Source organism: Kribbella sp. NPDC003505 (genome assembly GCF_040610875.1).
In the GTDB taxonomy this organism is placed as follows: domain Bacteria; phylum Actinomycetota; class Actinomycetes; order Propionibacteriales; family Kribbellaceae; genus Kribbella.
Window position 1 is genome coordinate 73592 of the sequence record NZ_JBEXNA010000003.1, and the last position, 13522, is coordinate 87113.

A 13522-nucleotide genomic window follows, 5' to 3' on the forward strand; every position below is an offset into this window, starting at 1 on the left:
GAGTTTTCGGTCGGGGCGTCGTTACACGGTCATCTAACGTCGGTCAGACTGGGACCGACCTGACCGCGGAGGCCCCGAGATGACGCAGATGGACTGGAAACTCGAGCTCGTGATCGTGCCGGTGACGGACGTGGACCGGGCGAAGAAGTTCTACACCGAGCAGTTGGGGTTCGCCGAGGACGTCGACCATCGGGCGGGCGACTCGTTCCGGGTCGTGCAGCTGACACCGCCCGGGTCGGCGTGCTCGATCACGATCGGGACCGGCCTGACCACCGCGCCGCCGGGCAGCTACCAGGGCACCCACCTGGTGGTGAACGACATCGAGGCCGCGCACGCCGAGCTGGCCGGCCGCGGGGTCGAAGTGAGCGAGCCTTTCCACTTCACCCCCGAGGGGAAGCGTCCCGGTCTCGCGCCGGCGCGCGGTGACTACGAGACCTTCCTGTCTTTCGAGGACCCGGACGGCAACGGCTGGACGGTCCAGGAGGTGGGAAGGACCGCCTCGTGACGACTCTCGAGGAGGCGGCGTTCGCGGGTGACGAGACCGCGTTCGCCGACCTCGCGGGCCGGCATCGCCGCGAGCTGCACGTGCACTGTTACCGGATGCTGGCCTCGTTCGACGACGCCGAGGACGCCGTCCAGGAGACGTTGCTGCGGGCCTGGCGCGGCCGCGATCAGTACGACGGGCGCACCTTCTTCCGCGCCTGGCTGTACCGGATCGCCACCAACGTCTGTCTCGACCTCACCCGTCAGCGCAGCCGGCGCCCGCTGTCCGCAGCGACGGACTCGCCGGGAGAGTTGGTCTGGCTGCAGCCGTATCCTGATCGGCTGCTCGACGAGATCGCGCCGCCGGCCGATCAGCCGGACGCCGTCGTGGTGGACCGGGAGACGATCGAGCTCACCTTCCTGATCGCGCTGCAGGCGCTGCCGGCCCGGCAACGCGCCGCGCTGATCGCCCGCGACGTGCTCGGCTGGTCGGCGGCCGACACGGCCAAATTGCTGGAGACGAGCGTGGCGGCGGCCAACAGCGCGTTGCAGCGGGCGCGGGCGACGATGCAGCAGCGGCTGCCCGAGCACCGCGCCGACTGGTCCGCGCCGCGGCCGACCGCGGAGGAGCGAGCGGTGCTGGCGCGCTTCATCGACGCCCACGAGCGCTGTGACGCCGAGGCGGCGATCGCGATCGCCGGCGAGGACCTGCGGGTCTCGATGCCGCCCGACCGGCTGTCGTTCACCGGGCTGCGTGCCTGCCTGCCGCTGTTCCAGCGGGCCTTCGGGCCGGACCGCGACGGCGACTGGCGACTCGTGCCGACCTCGGCGAACCGGCTGCCCGCCGCGGCGACGTACCTGAAGCGACCGGGCGATTCGATCTGGCGGGCCTTCAAGCTCGACGTGCTATGGGTCGACCACGGCAAGATCGTGGAGATCACCACGTTCGGTGCGTCCCGCTTCCCGGGCTTCGGCCTCCCCGACCAGTGGTCCCCGGACCGCTAATGTGGTGAGCATGCTGGGACTACCTGCGGGGATCCGGGCCTGCCTGTTCGACCTGGATGGTGTGCTCACCGACACCGCCGCCGTTCATGCTGCCGCGTGGAAAGAGATGTTCGACGAGTTCCTCCGCGACTATGCGGCGCAGCACGGGATCGCCTTCGTGCCCTTCGACGCCCGCGCGGAGTACGACGCGTATGTCGACGGCAAGCCGCGGCCCGACGGCGTCCGCGACTTCCTGACCTCGCGCGGCATCACCTTGCCGGAAGGCACGGCCGGGGATCCGCCGTCCGCGATGACCGTCAACGGCCTCGGCAACCGGAAGAACGAGGCGGTGCAGCGACGGATCCGCACCGACGGCGTGCACGTGTTCGAAGGCTCCCGGAAGTATCTGGAGGCGGTCGAGCAGGCCGGGCTCCGCCGCGCCGTGGTGTCGTCGAGTGCGAACACCCGCCAGGTGCTGGAGGTCACCGGCCTGGCGCGGTTCGTCGAGCAGATCGTCGACGGTGTGACGATCCGGACCGAGGGCCTGAAGGGCAAGCCGGCGCCCGACACGTTCCTCGCCGCGGCCAAGGGCTTCGGCCTCGACCCGTCCGCGGCGGCGGTCTTCGAGGACGCGCTGGCGGGTGTGTCCGCCGGCCGTTCGGGCCACTTCGGGCGGGTGATCGGAGTGGATCGCGTCGGCCAGGCGGCCGAGCTGAAGTCGCACGGCGCCGACGTCGTGGTCCGCGACCTGGCCGACCTGCTGCGGCCGGAGGTGGAGGGCGAATGATCGACCGGGGCCACCATCCGATCGAGCCGTGGCGGCTGCGCGAGACGCGACTCGCGCTCGACAAGCTGGCGCAGGCGGAGTCCTTGTTCGCCCTGTCGAACGGGCACATCGGCCTGCGCGGCAACCTCGACGAGGGCGAGCCGTATGCGATCCCCGGCACGTACCTGAACTCGTTCTACGAGCAGCGCCCGCTGCCGTACGCCGAGGCCGGCTACGGGTACCCGGAGTCCGGGCAGACCCTCGTGGACGTCACCAACGGCAAGCTGATCCGGCTGCTCGTCGACGACTCGCCGTTCGACATCCGGTACGGCTACCTGTCCAAGCACGAGCGCTCGCTGGACTTCCGCACCGGCATCCTCGAGCGGGACGTGGACTGGACGTCACCGGGCGGCAAGCGGATCAAGGTCCGCAGCCGCCGGCTCGTGTCGCTCACCCAGCGCGCGGTGGCCGCGATCGAGTACGTCGTCGAGCCTGTCGACCAGCCGGCCCGGTTCGTGATCCAGTCCGAGCTCGTGGCGAACGAGGCGCAGCCGAAGCTGTCCGACGATCCGCGGGTGGCCGCCGTCCTGGACAACCCGCTGAAGCCGGTCAGCCACGACGGCGGCGAGCACGGGACCGTCCTGATCCACCGCACGACCCGCAGCCAGCAGCTGATGGCCGCGGCGATGGCGCACGAGGTGGACACCTCGGTCCGCTACGCGATGGACCAGGACGTGCGCGAGGACTGGGCGCGGACCACGGTGATCTGCCAGCTGCAGCCGGGCGAGAGCCTGCGCGTCGTGAAGTACTTGGCGTACGGCTGGTCCAGCCTGCGGTCCGAGACCGCCATCCGGGACCAGGTCGCGGCCGCGCTCGCGAGCGCCCGGTTCTCCGGCTGGGACGGCCTGACCGGGCAGCAGGCCGAGTTCCTGGACGACTTCTGGGACGGCGCCGACGTGGAGGTGCAAGGGCATCCGGAGTTGCAGCAGGCGGTCCGGTTCGCGCTGTTCCACATACTGCAGGCCGGCGCGCGCGCCGAGCGGCGGGCGATCCCGTCGAAGGGACTGACCGGCGCCGGGTACGACGGACACACGTTCTGGGACACCGAGGGCTTCGTGCTGCCGGTGCTGACCTACACGATGCCGGACGCCGCCGCGGACGCGCTGCGCTGGCGCCATTCCACGCTGGAGATGGCGAAGCAACGCGCCGCGGAGCTCGGGTTCCGCGGGGCCGCGTTCCCGTGGCGGACGATCCGCGGCCAGGAATGCTCCGGCTACTGGCCGGCGGGGACGGCGGCGTTCCATATCAACGCCGACATCGCCGAGGCCGTCATGCGGTACTACCGGGCCACCGGCGACGACGACTTCCTCGACGAGGTCGGGCTCGAGCTGCTGGTCGAGACCGCCCGGTTGTGGATGTCGCTCGGCCACCACGACCGCGAAGGGCGCTGGCACCTGCCCGGAGTGACCGGCCCCGACGAGTACAGCGCTGTTGCCGACGACAACGTCTTCACCAACCTGATGGCGGCCCGCAACCTGCGCTCCGCGGCCGAGATCGCCGCGAAGGTGCCGGCCAGGGCGCGTGAGTTCGGGGTCGACAGCGAGGAGGAGGCGACCTGGCGGGACGCCGCGGCCGCCGTCTACGTCCCGTACGACGAGGACCTCGGCGTGCATCCTCAGTCCGAAGGCTTCACCGGATATGCCGTCTGGGACTTCGAGGCCTACAAGGACAGGTATCCGCTGCTGCTGCACGCGCCGTACTTCCAGCTGTACCGCACCCAGGTGGTCAAACAGGCCGATCTGATGCTCGCGACGTACTGGTGCGGCGACGCCTTCACCGCCGAGGAGAAGGCGCGGAACTTCGACTACTACGAGCGGCTCACCGTGCGGGACTCGTCGTTGTCGGCGTGCGTGCAGGCCGTGATGGCCGCCGAGGTCGGGCACCTGGACCTGGCCTACGACTACGCGTACGAAGCTGCCCTGATCGACATGCGCAACCTGCACCACAACACCGGCGACGGCCTGCACATGGCGTCACTCGGCGGTGCCTGGAGTGCGCTGGTCGCCGGGTTCGGTGGATTGCGCGAGTGGGACGGCTGCTTGTGCTTCGATCCCGCGCTGCCGGTCGGCCTGGCCGGATTGAGTTTCGCCGTCCGCTGGCGCGGGGTGCGACTGCGGGTGGAGATCGAGCCGCTCTCGGTGAAGTACTCGGTGCACGACGGGCCGGACGCGTCGATGACGTTGCGGCACGCCGGTGAGCTGATCACGGTCACCGCGAAGCAGCCGGTGATCCGGACCCTGGAGAAGCGCCGGCCGTTGCTGCCCCGGCCGCCACAGCCGCCGGGCCGCGCTCCGCGGCCGGCGATGGCGATCAACGAGGAGAGCTGAAGCCGGCGCTCCGGGTCGGTCAGTGCTTGATGGCGCGGTTGTGGTGGCGGGCCGACAGCGTCTCGGCGGTGCCGACGAGCAGCACCGAGGAGATCACCGCGACGATGAAACCGAGCGCGTTCAGCTCGAAGATGCCGCCGGTGCCGAAAATGCTCGCGATGGTCCCGCCGATCACCGAACCGGCCAGCCCGAGCAGCAGCGTGGCGAGCAGGCCGAGCTTCTGCTTGCCGGGCGTGAACAGCCGGGCCAGCGCTCCGATGATGAGTCCGGCGATGATGAAGCCGATCATGGCAGATGTCCTCCGAGAGTCGAACGGTAGGACTCCAGTCTGCTGCCGCGGGGCGCCCCGCGGCAGGGGAGTTGTCCCTGACCGGACCCGGACCCGACCCTGGCCGGGCTCGGCGGTTCAGGGACGCGTCGTGACGCTGTACAGCCTGCTGTTCGCGAGCAGCCGGGGAGCGCCGCCGAGCCGTCCGATGACCGTGGCCTCGAGTTGCTCGGTCGCGTTCGCGTCACCGCGCAGCAGTGCCTTGTAGCCGGTCCGGCAGGCGGAGCGGGAGCTCAGGATCTCGACGTACAGCTCGATATCGGACATCTCCGGATGGGTCTTGAGCACGCCCAGGGTGCTCTTCGCGCACCGCACCAGAGTCGGCTGGGTCCGGGCCGAACTGTTGGTGGTGAGCAGTTGGTCGGCGAGTGCCTTCGTGACGAAGTACTCGGCGCTGGACTGCCGGTCCTGGAGGTAGCGGACGGACGCGGACTCCTTGACGTTGTCGGTGAGCGCACAGAGCGCCCACTTGGGCGGCAGTGTGACGACCTGCGTCTGCGGCACGTACGGCGGGATGTCCGCCACCTTCGCGCCGCTGTTGTTGACCGCGATCAGGGCGGCCCGCGAGGCCGGGTCCTTCGGGTTCGCGTGCGGCGCCGCGACCAGGCGGGTGGTGAAGTTCGGGTCGGGGATGACGACGACCGACAGGCTGCCGGTGTTCTTCATCAGCAACGAGGTGCGGCTCGGATCGGTGCGGACCGTCAGCTGCACGCCGTCGGTCTCTGACTCGGTCGGAAGCTTCTCGGTGGACCGGGTGCAGTCGGTCGCCGGCTTGAGCGCCGCCTGCGTGCGCGGCACGGCGACCGACGGGCTCGGCGACATCTCGGGCGGCACACTCGTCCCTCCGTCGGACGAGCAGCCGGCGACGAGCAGCAACGACATGATCGACACAAACGACACCGCACAGGGCAGGAATGCCCGCTCCAGTAACGCCACGATGACCCCCTGAAAACTCCGAGCACCAGGTCCCCACCCGCTCGGCTACTCCTCAGAATCTCCCTTCCACCATACTGTCCGTGCGGTGCCTTAGCCTCAGTTCGTGGTCGTTCACCAGTTGTCGAAGCGCGATGCACGGCGGCTGGCCGTGCGTGCCCAGCTGCTCACCAAGGAGCGGCCGGCCGACCTGTTCGAGGTCGTGCGCGGGCTGACCGTGGTGCAACTCGACCAGACCGCGTATGTCGCGCCGAACGCCGACCTCGTGGCCTGGAGCCGCCTCGGTTCGTCGTACGACCCGACCGAGCTGGCCGACGCGCTGGCGTCGCTGGAGCTCGTGCAGTTCCGCGGGTTCGCGCGGTTGCCGGAGACGATGGCGCTGTTCCGGGCCGAGATGGCGGCCTGGCCGAGCGACGGGGAGCCGCTCGACTGGCAGCAGTACCGGCAGGACTGGGTCCGGGCGAACGAAGGCTGCCGGGTCGACATCCTCGAGCGGCTCCGGCAGGACGGTCCACTGACCATGCGTGAGCTGCCGGACACCTGTGTGCGGCCGTGGCGATCGAGTGGGTGGACCAACAATCGCAACGTGTCGCAGATGCTGGAGTTCATGGTGCAGCGCGGCGAGGTGGCGATCGCGGGCCGGGACGGCCGGGACCGGCTGTGGGACCTCGCCTCCCGCGTCTACCCGGACGATCCGGTCGTGCCGCTCGCCGACGCGGTCACGATCCGGCATCAGCAGCGGCTGCGGTCGATGGGACTGCTGCGCTCGAAAGGACCTGCCTGCCCGGGGGAGCCGCTCGACGCCGGCCAGGTGGGGGAGCCGGCCGTGGTGGACGGCGTCCGCGGCGAGTGGCGGGTCGACCCGGAGCTGCTCGACCGGCCGTTCAGCGGGCGGACAGCGCTCCTGTCGCCGCTGGACCGCCTGGTGTACGACCGGAAGCGGCTGCTGGAGATCTTCGACTTCGACTACCAGCTGGAGATGTACAAGCCGGTCGCGAAGCGCCGGTGGGGGTACTTCGCGCTGCCGATCCTGCACAACGACCGGCTGGTCGGGAAGCTCGACGCGGCGTCCGACCGGAAGGCCGGGGTGTTCCGCGTGGACGCGATCCACGAGGACGAGCCGTTCTCGAAGACGGTGACCGCCGCGGTGCACCGGGAGATCCGCGACCTGGCCGCGTGGCTGCGCCTCGAACTCGTGACGAGCTCTTGACGACCCGCTCTGTTTACGTAAACATCGCGGCGTGAGATCAACCGTCCGCAGTCTCCTCGCCGTCCTGCTGTGCTGTTTCGCGCTCGCCGCAGCGGTTCCCGGAACCGTCGCCGCGAGCCCGCCGGGAACGAACGACTTCCGCGGCGTCAACTGGGCCGATCCGCGCGACAACTACGCCGACGACGAGGTCGTCCCGTCCGGCCTGAGCACGGCCGACGACTACCCGGCGACGTACCGCAAGGCGCTCGGGATCGTGGGGGAGTTCCGCAAGGAGCTGAAGGCGAACACGATCCGGCTGCCGATCAATCCCTCGAGTGTGGGCACCGACTGGTGGCGTGCCTACCGCGGGGCGATCGACGCGTCGGTGGCCAGTGGGTTCAAGGTGATCCTGAGCTACTGGGAGGCCGACAACGCCAAGGACGGACGGGTCGACGACCCGGCGGCCTACACGGCGATGTGGGACACGGTGGTGAAGGCGTACGGGAAGAACCCGCGCGTGTACTTCGAGCCGATGAACGAGCCGTTCGGGTACTCGCTGCCCGAGTGGGTGTCGCTGACGTCGGCCTGGATCGCGCGGCACAGCGACGTTCCGCGCGGGCGGATCGTGATCTCCGGCACCGGCTACAACGACAACGTGACCGGCGTCGGCGCGGCGCCGGAGCTGGACGGGACGCTGCTCTCGCTGCACTTCTACGGCTTCTGGGCCTCCGACACGACCGAGGCGGCGTGGCTGGCGAACCTGCGGCCGCGGATCGGTTCGTACGGCCGGCGGACGATCATCGACGAGGCCGGTTCGCCGATGACGATCGGCCTGAACTACGGCAACCACGAGGGAAACGTGTACACGTCGTACCTCGCCGCGCTGACGCAGGTCGCGCGTGAGAACGACATGGGCATCGTGTACTGGCCCGGTCTGCGCACCGGCGACTCGTACTCGATGACCACGCAGGTCGGGCCGGCCGACCTCCAGGTCAACAGCATCAGCGGACGCGACCAGCTGTGGTGGGGATGGGGTCTGCTCAAGAGCGAGCCGACGAACAGCGAGCCGCCGGCCCCGCCTGGTGAGCCGCTGCGCGGTGTCGCCAGCAACCGCTGCGTCGACGTGCCGGGCTTCTCGACCAGTCCCGGTACGGCGCTCGACCTGTGGGACTGCAACAACGGCGGCAACCAGTCGTGGAACCTCACCGCCTCGAACCAGCTGACGGTGTACGCCGACAAGTGCATGACCGCGGGCTCCGCCTCGGTGACCATCGAGAACTGCACCGGCGGCGACAACCAGGTCTGGCAGCTGAACGCCGACCAGACCGTCACGTCGACAACCGGCTGTCTGACCGCCAACGGCACCGGCAACGGAGCAGCCGTTGTCGTTGCCCCCTGCAACGGTTCGGCCGATCAGAAATGGACGCGCAGCTGATCAACCCTGGGTGACCGGCACCGGCTGGGGCCGCGACTCGCGGTGGGCCCGTTCGATGGATTGGCCCCAGGTGGTGCCGGTGAGCATCAGGACGGCGCCGAGAACGGCCGGGGCGGCGAGGTGTTCGTCGCCCAGGCCGATGCCGATGGCAACTGCCCAGATCGGTTCGGTGCCGAGCAGCAGACTGGCGCGGCTGGCCGAGGTGCGCTGGATCGCCCAGGTCTGGGCCAGGAAGGCGAACACGCTGCAGAACAAGGCGAGATAGATCATCTGCAGCCAGGTACTAGCACCGGCGTGCGTGGGCAGGTGCGGTACGGCGGGGATTGCGAACAAGGCCGTACCGACGAGGGTTTGGACCGTCGTCAATTGCAGCGGACGCAGCCCGGTGGACAGGCGGCCGACGAGCGCGACGTGGCCCGCGCGGACGACGGCGGCGGCGAGCATGAGCAGATCGCCGACGCCGGGCGCGTGCAGGCCGTGGGCGGACGTCAGCAGGCCGACAGCGACGACGCAGAGGCCGGCCGCGAGGTAGAAGCGCGGCGGTAGACCGCGACGATCGAGCAGCGGCGTGAGGACCAGCGTGAGGCTGATGATCAGCCCGGCGTTCGCCGCGCTGGTGTGCGTGACGCCGTACGTCTCCAGCACGAGGACCGCTGCCTGCGTCAGGCCGAGGACGAACCCGGCCTTCAGCTCCCGCCGGTTGATGCCGCGGGCCAGCGGCACGAGGGCGAGAGCAGAGATCCCGTACCGCAGGAAGAGCACGGTCAGCACCGGCGCGCTGCCGGTCGCGGTCTTGGCTGCGAGGTAGCTCGATCCCCAGACCACGGCGACGAGCAGCAGGACGAGATCGGTACGGCGGGTTCCGGGCACGAGATCAACCGTGCGGGCTCAGAACGTTGAAGCCAAGTACCAATGTCTTCAGCGACGATGTAGCCCAGCTACATTATGAGAATGGACGAACGGCAGCTCCGGGTGCTTCGGGAAGTCGGTGAGCTGGGGAGTGTGACCGCGGCGGCGGAGGCGTTGCTGGTGACACCGTCGGCGATCTCCCAGCAGCTGCGCCTGTTGCAGCGGTCGATGCCGGTGCCGTTGACCGAGCGCGACGGCCGCCGGGTCGTGCTGACCCCGGCCGGCCGTGCGTTGGCGGGAGCTGCGGCCGATGTGGAGTCGGCGCTCGCACGGGCCCGCCAAGTGGTGGACGACTTCGTGGAGCAGCCTGACGGCGAGGTCTCGGTGGCGGCGTTCCACAGTGCCGCCGCGGCGTTCTTCCCGCGGTTGCTGCGCGTCGCCCCGAAGGTCAGCCTGCACGACGAGGACGTGCCGCAGGACGAGTTCCCGGCGCTCACCCGGGAGTACGACGTGGTCCTGGCGCACCGTCTCGACCACGCGGCCCCGTGGCCGCGGACGGTCGCGGTCACGCCGCTGCTGCACGAGCCGCTCGACGTCGCCGTGCCGGTCGATCATCCGCTCGCGGCGAAGCGGTCCCTGACCCCGCGCGACGTCGCGCACGAACCGTGGATCACCGTCCACGACGGCTTCCCGCTGATGGCGACGATCGAGGCGATCGGAGCGGCCGCGAACCACCGCCTCGAGCTGGTCCATCGCGTCAACGAATTCACCGTCGTCGCCGAGCTGGTGGCGGCTGGCGCCGGCCTCGCCCTGATGCCGCGCTGGACCGCGCAGCGTCATCCGGCGGTGGCGCTCCGCCCGCTTCGCGACGTCCACACCCGTCGCCACATCGACGCCCTGTACCGTCCCGAACGGGCCGCGAGGCAAGCGGTCCGCACAGTCCTCGACGAACTCCGGCACGCCACCGAGGCCGTCCGGAACTGACCCCGACCAGCTATCGCTCGGCGTGCACGATGTGCGCGTCCGGACCCGGGAAGAACAGCGACTCGGAGTCGGTGTCGCTCCAGTGCACGAGGTACGGCGGTGCGCCGTCCGGATCGTGCACCTCGACGATCTGACCTTCCCGCCGGTGCGCCATCAGGTGGCTGCTCTCCACCACGACCTGATCGCCTGCTGCAGCTTTCACCACACCCACCTCCTTCTCCTTCCAGCTTGGTCCACCCCTCAGCGGATGTCGATGGCGAGCCGGGCGGCAAGCCCCGCGAAGATCGCCGCCGTCACCCGCTCGAGCCGCCGGCGGATCCTGCTGCCGGTGCGGAAGAAACGCTCGGTGAGGGTGCCGGCCAGCAGGGCCGCGCCGGCGTCGACCGGAAAGCCGATCAGGATGAACACCGCGCCGAGCACCAGGAACTGCACGGTCGCCGGCCAGCTGCCGTTGCCGGTCGTGATGAACTGCGGGACGAAGGCCAAGTAGAACAGGATCACCTTCGGATTCGCCAAGTTGGTCAGGGTCGCCATCAGGTAGGTCCGGCGCAGCGTCCGCCGAGGGAGCCGCGGGGCGTCCTCGGGAGTTCCGAGCTCCTGCCGACTCGCGCGCCATGTCAGGTATGCGAGGTAGAGCAGGAACGCCGCCCCCGCTACTCGTACGCCGTTCAGAACCTGCGGCGCTGCCTGGATCAACGCACCGAGGCCGAGCGCGGCCGCCACGCTGTGCACCGCCAGGCCGGTCGACATCCCGGCCGCGGCGACGACGCCGGTACGGCGCCCGCCGGCCGCGGCGTTCGCCACGATGAACAGCATGTCCGGTCCTGGTACGACGCTGACCAGGAAGACCGCTACCAGGAACCCGAGCACCACCGACACGTCCATGCGTTCCATCCTGACCCACGGGCGCCGCCCGGTCCCGGCGATTTCCGGTCCGTGGTCAGTTCGGGAGCGTGACGGTCGCCGTCGTACCGCCGGTGCTCGAGGACGTCAACGTGATGGTGCCGTGGTGCGCGTGGGTGATCTCGCGGGCGATCGACAGCCCGAGGCCGGAGCCCCCGCTCGAGCGGGACCGGCTGGTGTCCAGGCGGACGAACCGTTCGAAGACCCGCTGCCGGTCCTGCTCGGGAATCCCGTCCCCGTCGTCCGACACCGTGATGACCGCCGACCCGTTCACGTCCGCCGTCGTCAGGTGGACCGTGCTGTGGGCTGCGCGAGCCGCGTTGTCGACGAGGTTCCGCAGCACCTGACTCAGCCGCGCCGGATCACCGACGACCCGGACCGGATGTACGTCGCCGGTGACGGTCAGCTCGGGGGCCGAGCTCCGCAGCCGCTGGATCTCCGCCGTCACGAGGTCGTCGAGGTCCACCTCGACCTGGCGCATCCGCAGCCCGGTGTCGTCGGCCTTCGCGAGCAGCAACAGGTCCTCGACCAGTTGCCGCATCCGGTCGGTCTCGGTCTCCATCACCTGTCGCAGGTCGTGCCAGGCCTGACCCGTGCTGTCCGCCTCGATGACCTCCAGCGCCGCGGTCAGCGTGGCCAGCGGTGACCGGAGCTCGTGGCTCGCGTCCGCCACGAACGCCCGCTGGGTCGCGTGCCCGGTCTCCAGCCGGTCGAGCATCTCGTTCATCGTCACGGCGAGCCGCGCGATCTCGTCCCGGGTCTGCGGCACCGGGACCCGCTCGGTCAGGTCCCGCGTCCCGATCCGCTGCACCCGCGCCCGGATCCGTTCCACCGGCCGCAGCGCCTGGCCGACCATCAGCCAGCCGGCCACGCCGACCACGATCAGCAGCGCCGGGAACCCGATCGCGAGGTACTTCGCCACGGTCGTGACCGTCTGCCGCTGGGTCTCCACCGAGGACGCGACGACGACCGTGTACGTCGTCCCGCCGTACGCCGCCCCCTGCGCGACGATCAGGAACGAGTGATCGTCGTCGATGAGCGGCATCTCGCCGACCTCGGCCCGCAGCAGCGCGCCCGCCGGCGGCCGCAGATCGGTGAGCGGCGTGGCCTCGACCCGGGTCGACGACGCGGCGACGACCCGGCCGGACGGGTCGAGCACCTGGATCAGCTGACCGCTGCGGGTGGACTCGGCCAGGGCAGGCGTGAGCCCCGCCGTACCGTCCGCGGCGACCTGTTGGGCCACCTCCGCGACCCGGGCCTCGGCCGCGTCGGAGACCTCGGTGATCAGCGCCCGCTGCAGGAGCAGCAGCAGGGCGGCCGCGCCGAGCATCATCGCGACCGCCACCACGATCACCGCCGCCGCCGTCGACCGGCTCCGGACACTCGCCTGCCGCAGGCCGCCGGCGGTCCGGTACCACCCGTCGACGCGCCGTCGCACCACCGTGCTCACGCCCCCAGTCTGGCTCAGGTGCTTGCTAGCCGCCTTCGGGGTTCAGCCGGTAGCCCATTCCGCGGATGGTCTCGATCGCGTGCCGGGCGAACGGGGTGTCGATCTTCTTGCGCAGGTAGCGGACGTAGACCTCGACGACGTTCGGGTCGCCGTCGAAGGCGGGGTCCCAGACCCCGGCCAGGATCTCGCTCTTGCTGACCGTGTCGCCGCGGTGCCGCATCAGGAACTCGAGCAGCCCGTACTCGCGGGGCGTCAGGGTGATCTCGCGCCCGTTGCGCTCGACCCGCCGCCGGGTGACGTCGAGCGTCAGGTCGCCGGCCGTCAGCACGACCGGGCGCTCCGGTCCGCCGCGCCGGATCAGCGCCCGCAGCCGGGCGACCAGGACCAGGAAGCTGAACGGCTTGGTCAGGTAGTCGTCCGCGCCGAGGTCGAACGCGTCGGTCTGGTCGTACTCGCCGTCCTTGGCGGTCAGCATCAGCACCGGCGTCCAGACGCCGCGGGCCCGGAGCAGCTCGAGCACGCGGTACCCGTTCAGCTTCGGCAGCATGATGTCCAGCACGATCACGTCGTAGTTGTGCTCGGTCGCGGCCCAGACCGCGTTCTCGCCGTCGTGCACCAGCTCCACGACGAACCCGGCGTCGGTCAGCCCCCGGTGCACGGTGTCGGCCAGCCGCAGTTCGTCCTCGACCATCAGCACTCGCATCCCCCCAGTCTCACCGCTCGGCGCTGAGAATCCGCTGAGAGGTCCGCAACTTGACGTCGTGAAGTTGCGATCTCTACGGTTGTCGGAACGCTGTCGAAGCGCTTCGACAATCCGAACCGGAAGGCTGG

14 protein-coding genes are annotated in these 13522 nt (G+C 70.1%); 7 read left to right on the top strand and 7 right to left on the bottom strand.

Features of this window, described 5'->3' with window-relative positions:
- Positions 1–79 precede the first annotated feature (79 nt).
- From ABZX12_RS09400 to ABZX12_RS09415, 4 genes are read left to right on the top strand one after another with little or no spacing between them, the layout of a single operon-like run.
- Positions 80–505: a glyoxalase superfamily protein gene (locus ABZX12_RS09400; protein ID WP_355691446.1), complete on the top strand. Its 426-nt coding sequence runs from the start codon at positions 80–82 to the stop codon at positions 503–505.
- On the top strand, positions 502–1488 hold the full coding sequence (locus ABZX12_RS09405; protein ID WP_355691448.1) for an RNA polymerase subunit sigma-70: 987 nt from the start codon (positions 502–504) through the stop codon (positions 1486–1488). Before ABZX12_RS09400 ends, ABZX12_RS09405 begins: the two co-directional genes overlap by 4 nt.
- A gap of 10 nt (positions 1489–1498) precedes the next feature.
- The gene (locus tag ABZX12_RS09410; protein ID WP_355691450.1) at positions 1499–2254 is read left to right on the top strand and encodes a beta-phosphoglucomutase family hydrolase; all 756 of its coding nucleotides are present in this window, start codon (positions 1499–1501) and stop codon (positions 2252–2254) included.
- Positions 2251–4620, top strand: a complete 2370-nt coding sequence (locus ABZX12_RS09415) for a glycoside hydrolase family 65 protein (RefSeq protein WP_355691451.1) — start codon at positions 2251–2253, stop codon at positions 4618–4620. The genes ABZX12_RS09410 and ABZX12_RS09415 overlap by 4 nt, the downstream gene beginning before the upstream one ends.
- 19 nt (positions 4621–4639) lie before the next feature.
- Here the strand turns inward: ABZX12_RS09415 and ABZX12_RS09420 are convergent, their stop codons facing one another.
- Together ABZX12_RS09420 and ABZX12_RS09425 are read right to left on the bottom strand one after the other, a co-directional pair.
- Positions 4640–4909: a hypothetical protein gene (locus ABZX12_RS09420; protein WP_355691452.1), complete on the bottom strand. Its 270-nt coding sequence runs from the start codon at positions 4907–4909 to the stop codon at positions 4640–4642.
- 117 nt (positions 4910–5026) lie between these two features.
- Positions 5027–5839, bottom strand: a complete 813-nt coding sequence (locus ABZX12_RS09425) for a hypothetical protein (protein WP_355691454.1) — start codon at positions 5837–5839, stop codon at positions 5027–5029.
- A 148-nt stretch (positions 5840–5987) separates the two neighbouring features.
- Here ABZX12_RS09425 and ABZX12_RS09430 point away from each other — a divergent pair, with 148 nt between their 5' ends.
- Both ABZX12_RS09430 and ABZX12_RS09435 read left to right on the top strand, forming a co-directional pair.
- Positions 5988–7091, top strand: coding sequence for a crosslink repair DNA glycosylase YcaQ family protein (locus ABZX12_RS09430; RefSeq protein ID WP_355691456.1), 1104 nt, complete (start codon positions 5988–5990; stop codon positions 7089–7091).
- Between the two features lie 31 nt (positions 7092–7122).
- Positions 7123–8505, top strand: coding sequence for a ricin-type beta-trefoil lectin domain protein (locus ABZX12_RS09435; RefSeq protein WP_355691458.1), 1383 nt, complete (start codon positions 7123–7125; stop codon positions 8503–8505).
- Here ABZX12_RS09435 and ABZX12_RS09440 read toward each other — a convergent pair whose 3' ends face one another.
- Positions 8506–9375 (bottom strand): DMT family transporter, encoded by an 870-nt coding sequence (locus ABZX12_RS09440; RefSeq protein WP_355691460.1) that lies wholly within the window; start codon positions 9373–9375, stop codon positions 8506–8508.
- A gap of 81 nt (positions 9376–9456) precedes the next feature.
- Between ABZX12_RS09440 and ABZX12_RS09445 the strand changes: the two genes are divergently transcribed.
- Positions 9457–10338, top strand: a complete 882-nt coding sequence (locus tag ABZX12_RS09445; protein ID WP_355691462.1) for a LysR family transcriptional regulator — start codon at positions 9457–9459, stop codon at positions 10336–10338.
- 10 nt (positions 10339–10348) lie between these two features.
- Here ABZX12_RS09445 and ABZX12_RS09450 read toward each other — a convergent pair whose 3' ends face one another.
- The 4 genes from ABZX12_RS09450 to ABZX12_RS09465 are packed head-to-tail and all read right to left on the bottom strand — an operon-like array spanning position 10349 to position 13394.
- A complete protein-coding gene (locus ABZX12_RS09450) occupies positions 10349–10540 on the bottom strand; it encodes a DUF1918 domain-containing protein (protein WP_355691464.1) in 192 nt (63 codons plus the stop codon).
- Positions 10541–10578: 38 nt separating this feature from the next.
- Entirely contained in the window at positions 10579–11223 is a 645-nt protein-coding gene (locus ABZX12_RS09455) for a LysE family translocator (RefSeq protein WP_355691465.1), read from the bottom strand.
- A 55-nt stretch (positions 11224–11278) separates the two neighbouring features.
- Complete coding sequence (locus ABZX12_RS09460; RefSeq protein ID WP_355691467.1) at positions 11279–12691, bottom strand: HAMP domain-containing sensor histidine kinase; 1413 nt, start codon at positions 12689–12691, stop codon at positions 11279–11281.
- 25 nt (positions 12692–12716) lie between these two features.
- Positions 12717–13394: a response regulator transcription factor gene (locus ABZX12_RS09465; protein WP_355691469.1), complete on the bottom strand. Its 678-nt coding sequence runs from the start codon at positions 13392–13394 to the stop codon at positions 12717–12719.
- Positions 13395–13522 lie beyond the last annotated feature (128 nt).

Coding starts and splice junctions, on each gene's coding strand:
- ABZX12_RS09465 (WP_355691469.1), bottom strand. CDS start 13,394: ATGCGAGTGCTGATGGTCGAGGACGAACTGCGGCTGGCCGACACCGTG.
- ABZX12_RS09400 (WP_355691446.1), top strand. CDS start 80: ATGACGCAGATGGACTGGAAACTCGAGCTCGTGATCGTGCCGGTGACG.
- ABZX12_RS09445 (WP_355691462.1), top strand. CDS start 9,457: ATGGACGAACGGCAGCTCCGGGTGCTTCGGGAAGTCGGTGAGCTGGGG.
- ABZX12_RS09415 (WP_355691451.1), top strand. CDS start 2,251: ATGATCGACCGGGGCCACCATCCGATCGAGCCGTGGCGGCTGCGCGAG.
- ABZX12_RS09455 (WP_355691465.1), bottom strand. CDS start 11,223: ATGGACGTGTCGGTGGTGCTCGGGTTCCTGGTAGCGGTCTTCCTGGTC.
- ABZX12_RS09420 (WP_355691452.1), bottom strand. CDS start 4,909: ATGATCGGCTTCATCATCGCCGGACTCATCATCGGAGCGCTGGCCCGG.
- ABZX12_RS09410 (WP_355691450.1), top strand. CDS start 1,499: ATGCTGGGACTACCTGCGGGGATCCGGGCCTGCCTGTTCGACCTGGAT.